Source organism: Acinetobacter sp. YH01006 (genome assembly GCF_013420445.1).
GTDB lineage: Bacteria > Pseudomonadota > Gammaproteobacteria > Pseudomonadales > Moraxellaceae > Acinetobacter > Acinetobacter pseudolwoffii.
Window position 1 is genome coordinate 1 of sequence record NZ_VOYB01000050.1, and the last position, 4,559, is coordinate 4,559.

Below are 4,559 nucleotides of genomic sequence, written 5' to 3' on the forward strand. Positions count from 1 at the left end.
GGACAAAATTCTTGGGGAATATCCCGCCATGTGGCGCCTGTACGCAGTTTCCATAAGATCGCTTCCATGATATTTCTACTATTCTTTGAACAGTAGCAACCATGTAATCGCATAGTATCTTGAATTTGCTGCCAGATATCATCGGTGAGAAGAGTACGTGCCATTGAAAAAATATAGAAATCAAAAGAGCTTAAAGGAGGATTTTAAGTATTTAAAACCAATTTTTCAAATGAGGACACGCCCTAATAGTTATTCAAAGAGTACGAGTAAATATTTAACTCTTGGTGCTTTACATATGAAAGTACTGAAAAAATTACAAGAAGAAAAATTAATTTTAAACTTTGATGATTTTAATGATGACTTAAAACAAAGCCCTTACATTGGAATTAAAGCCGATTTGCAACCAGTGGACTTCTTTGAATTGTTGCAAATTTTAAAAATGCTAACTCCACAATTGAAATATCTAACACCTTTTCTTAATAAAAATAGCTCTAGTCAACAAACAAAAAAACAGTCTCCTGCACAAAATCAACTTAATAATGATCTAATAGAAATTATTAAAAACTTAATCTCCGAACTGGAAACAAATTATTTGGAATCCAACTTATTAGAGATGCTAATGAGTATTGATGGTAAGTGTATCGGTGTCATTGATCTAGATTTGGAGAATCATCAACCGAATAAAATTAAATCTCAGCTAAATGATGGGAATTTTATAATTATTGGTAAAATCACCAAAATAATTAATGAAGATCAAACTATTAACTTATTACAACGTAATGTAATAACACCACTCTTATCCCTTGTTGAGCGTATTTCTTTATTAATTGAAGCAATTAATAGTAGTAAAGAAGATTACGAAATTTCAGAATCGAAAATTTCGGAAATCTTAGCCTTTAAAGATCGTACTTATTCTATTATTAATGCCTTATTGGATATTTTTATTGAAGGGCCAGCAATGAGAGTTAGAGCTATGTCAATTTGTATTTAACCCTCACCCCAGCCCTCTCCCACAGGGAGAGGGAGCGCCATTTGATTTAGTGTCTGCATGGATTTCACAATGGAATTCCCACTCCTCTCAGGAGAGGGTTAGGGAGAGGTGCTTTTATCCAATTAAAAAACCCTCATCCCCCGCCTTCTCCCACAGGGAGAAGGAGCCTTCATTATTTCTTCTCTTTCAACTCAGTACACACCTTCCACAAATCTTCCAAGACCACATCCATCCGCCCCAACACATCATGATTCCAATACCTTACAACAGTTAAACCCACAGCCTCTAAAAACTTGGTTCGTTCAACATCGTATTCAATAGCATCATCCGCTCCATGCTGACTACCATCCAACTCAATCACTAAACATATTTCATGACAGTAAAAATCCACAATATACGGTTGGATCACATGCTGACGACGAAATTTAAGATTCATAAATCGTTTGGCACGTAGTAGTTGCCACATCAGATGTTCAGCATCGGTGGCGGTGTGGCGCATGGATTTGGCGAATTCTAATAATTGGGGGTCGAGTTTATTGTTCATGTAGAATTTAATTTTTATTTTTGATGATTATAGCAAATTTCCATCCCCCCTTTGCGAAGCAGTGTTTCTCATCCCAAAGGGAAAGGAAGAAAAATTTTAAAGCATCCCATGCCTTAAAAACATCTCTAAGCCACTCACTTTCTTGATATATCTCAACCGTTCTTTTTCTACTTTAATTTGCTGCTTTATGACCAAAGTATCTTCATCAATCTGCTTATACAGGTCAGCAATTTGAACTTTCCCTTTCGACTTTTTCACCGCAATTTTAGTTTTATGCGACCACACCAAAGTTTCAATCAACGCATCAATTTGAGCTTGTAATGTCTGACTTTGCGCATCTAACGCCAGTTGATAAAGCTTCATTTGCTCTGTAGTTAAACTCTTTTGTGAAGGATCTCGGTCTTGTTCAATCTGAAGCTGCATTTTCAATAAAGCAAATAAATCCTGCTTTTCATAAGCCTGATTGGCATGTTGCAACAACTCTGTCTTTTTTATTTTCTTGACATCATTCGCTTCACGGTCAGGATGAATGATGGCAGCAATTTTTAAATAGACCGTTTTCAATGACTGCTCTGCCAGTTTTGTAGCCTGCGCCTGTTTTTCCTGCTGACGTTTTAGTCTAGCTTGCTCACGTGCCTGTTGAAAATGTTCAGCATTCCATTCTTCAAAATCATCTGTATCAGTCGGTTCTGAACCATTTTGGTCTTCAAAGAATCCTTCTAGTTCATTTGTTTTGTTTTGGCTTTTTCTGAATTGGGCATGTTCATTCAGCTGCTGATAGTAATTATAAATTTCATTGACTTTAATGGCTTGTTGCACCGACATTGCCTGTGAATCTTTTAAGTAAGCGGCAAGGGATTGAATTTTTTCATCCAGTACCACGATCTCGGCCTTAGAAAATTCTGCCTCATGCAGATGCTGCCATAACTGTTCAAGCTGCGCGAACAAAACACCATGCAATTCATGATAGACCGGTATGAAAGTTTGCTGTGTATATTGTCGAATCTCTTGTTCAGCCTGCTGCCACTGTGCCAGCTCCAGCTTCTGCTGTTCAATTTTATCAATCAGGCGATCCAGCTTTTTCTGCTGTGGCGAAAGCGCTGTGAATGGCTGAATCATGGTTTTTAAATTGAAAGACATGATATTCAAGATAAGCAGGACAGAGTGCTCAGTTTAACGGTTTTATCGGCCAGATGTATGTCAGTTATCGACACAAATATACACCCTATATCAATAAATTTTGTTTAATATCAATAAATATGGAAATCGCTTCAATCATCACTGGGCTGAAAGGAGATTCAGATGGCGACTCAGGCAGATTTAATCTTTAATCAGGAACTGGCTGCGTGGGTACAAGCGCTGGGGTCTGTGTTTGCAATTTTTGTCGCCATTAGTGTGCCCTTATATTTAAATCATCTGGCGCAAAATCGCGATAACGCCTTACAAGACATGCAAAAACAAAAATTCTTTGTCACGATGCTGCCAACGCTGTATCGCATTCGGCGCTATAGTGCTGACTTTATTGAACAAATGCAGTCACATCAACAAAGCACCCAAAATATCCTGCATACCTTGGAAACTGAATATCTGGAACTGATTCCAGTCTTTTCTAAAGAACTGCATATATTTGTACACAGTCAAATTTATGACCCAAACCTGAATCAATTGGCATTTGAGCTGTTTCATTCCGAAGAGATTCTGCAACAACATTTATTACAGCCTGAAAACCGGAAGCAGCTCAAGCATCAGGCTTTACTGACTCAACATAGCCAACATATTCATGATGTCAGCCGTCAGCTGATTAAACAGATTGAAGAGAGCCATCACCTACAATCTTAGATTGCCTGCTTAAAGCAGCATTATGTAGGTGAATGACTCAAATAGAATGATTATTCCACAATCACACGACCATTTAATGGCTGTACCGGGCGGTTATTCGGATGCCCCATCAATTTGGAAAATTCAGCAATCTGTTTGGCCGAAGCCTGCTGGATCTCTTTTAGAATCAGCCAGCGCACACCCTCTGAACAGGGTGGGGTGGTCAGCGAGCCACTAAAGCGATAATAATCCAGATTTTTAGGCAGCAACTGATTGACAGGCTGTGGTGTTTTTAACACGACTTTTTCCCCCCGCTTTTTCGGCAAACGCTTCCACATCTGTTTTAGCATCTGGCTGTCCTGCCCCTGCTCAAACATCATGCCAACCACTGCCAGCTCACCATCAGCATTGGCATGGACAAAATGAATCTCTAAAGGATAACTTTTACCTTGAATCAGGTTCTCACTCGGACTATGCAAATGGAACTGTTTCAGTTCAAAACGCTCCCCATCCAGCTCCAGCTCACCACCTTCGGCAAAGTCCACCTGAATGGTATGACCTTTATTTTCAATGGCGTGAATCATGGTGTTATAACTAAATTTCAGCGGTTCCAGTTGTCCTTTTACCGTCCGCTCAATATTAATTGGCGACTGATTCGCACCATCACAGGCAGTATATTTCTGGCTTAAATTCGACCATTGTTCAGGCTGCATATAGCCCCAATTGGCATCTGCATAGCCTGCCGTACTCAAACCAAGCACTGTTAAAAATGTGAATATTTTTTTCACAATAATTTTCCCTCTTAGAACCGTAATCAATAATTTTTCATTTAGAAAACAAATTTTTAGGCTTATGACTGCCTCATTTTTCAGAGCACAAACTACAGATTTTTACTTAATTTTGGTGAATCAATTACAAATTTCCAAACACTTAAGTCTATGAAAAGATATAGTATTTATAAATTATTATTTAAATTTCAATAAGATAATCATTTTAGTGTCCTAAACCAACTTGGAATAAAGTGTGAGTTGAATCACAATTAAAGTGGTGAATATTTATGCAATATTTACATGAAACTTCTAGGGCGTGTCATCAATTAGCTTGAGGAAAACCGCCTTGTCCCCATTATACTTTTATGACTAAACGCTATGCATTAAAAGATGAGCAGTGGGAACAGATTAAAGATCTGTTACCTGGACGAATGGG

Annotated in this window: 6 protein-coding genes; 2 read left to right on the plus strand and 4 right to left on the minus strand. The window is 38.2% G+C overall.

Features of this window, described 5'->3' with window-relative positions; genetic code table 11:
* A partial coding sequence (locus FTT73_RS15680) for a transposase (RefSeq protein ID WP_180191654.1) occupies window positions 1-164 on the minus strand: 164 nt, incomplete at its 3' end.
* Between FTT73_RS15680 and FTT73_RS15685 the strand changes: the two genes are divergently transcribed.
* Window positions 158-991: a hypothetical protein gene (locus FTT73_RS15685; RefSeq protein ID WP_180191653.1), complete on the plus strand. Its 834-nt coding sequence runs from the start codon at window positions 158-160 to the stop codon at window positions 989-991. The two genes, FTT73_RS15680 and FTT73_RS15685, sit on opposite strands and share 7 nt — an antisense overlap.
* Window positions 992-1,163: 172 nt before the next feature.
* On the opposite strand, the gene FTT73_RS15690 is transcribed toward FTT73_RS15685, so the two are convergent.
* Together FTT73_RS15690 and FTT73_RS15695 are read right to left on the minus strand one after the other, a co-directional pair.
* A complete protein-coding gene (locus FTT73_RS15690; protein ID WP_180191655.1) occupies window positions 1,164-1,535 on the minus strand; it encodes an endonuclease domain-containing protein in 372 nt (123 codons plus the stop codon).
* 96 nt (window positions 1,536-1,631) lie between these two features.
* Window positions 1,632-2,675 carry a molecular chaperone DnaJ gene (locus FTT73_RS15695; protein WP_180191656.1) on the minus strand — a complete coding sequence of 348 codons (1,044 nt, stop codon included), beginning with the start codon at window positions 2,673-2,675 and terminating at the stop codon, window positions 1,632-1,634.
* Between the two features lie 162 nt (window positions 2,676-2,837).
* On the opposite strand from FTT73_RS15695, the gene FTT73_RS15700 reads away from it, so the two are divergent.
* Complete coding sequence (locus FTT73_RS15700) at window positions 2,838-3,374, plus strand: hypothetical protein (protein WP_180191657.1); 537 nt, start codon at window positions 2,838-2,840, stop codon at window positions 3,372-3,374.
* A gap of 50 nt (window positions 3,375-3,424) precedes the next feature.
* On the opposite strand, the gene FTT73_RS15705 is transcribed toward FTT73_RS15700, so the two are convergent.
* Entirely contained in the window at window positions 3,425-4,141 is a 717-nt protein-coding gene (locus FTT73_RS15705) for a carbonic anhydrase family protein (RefSeq protein WP_180191658.1), read from the minus strand.
* Window positions 4,142-4,559: the final 418 nt, after the last annotated feature.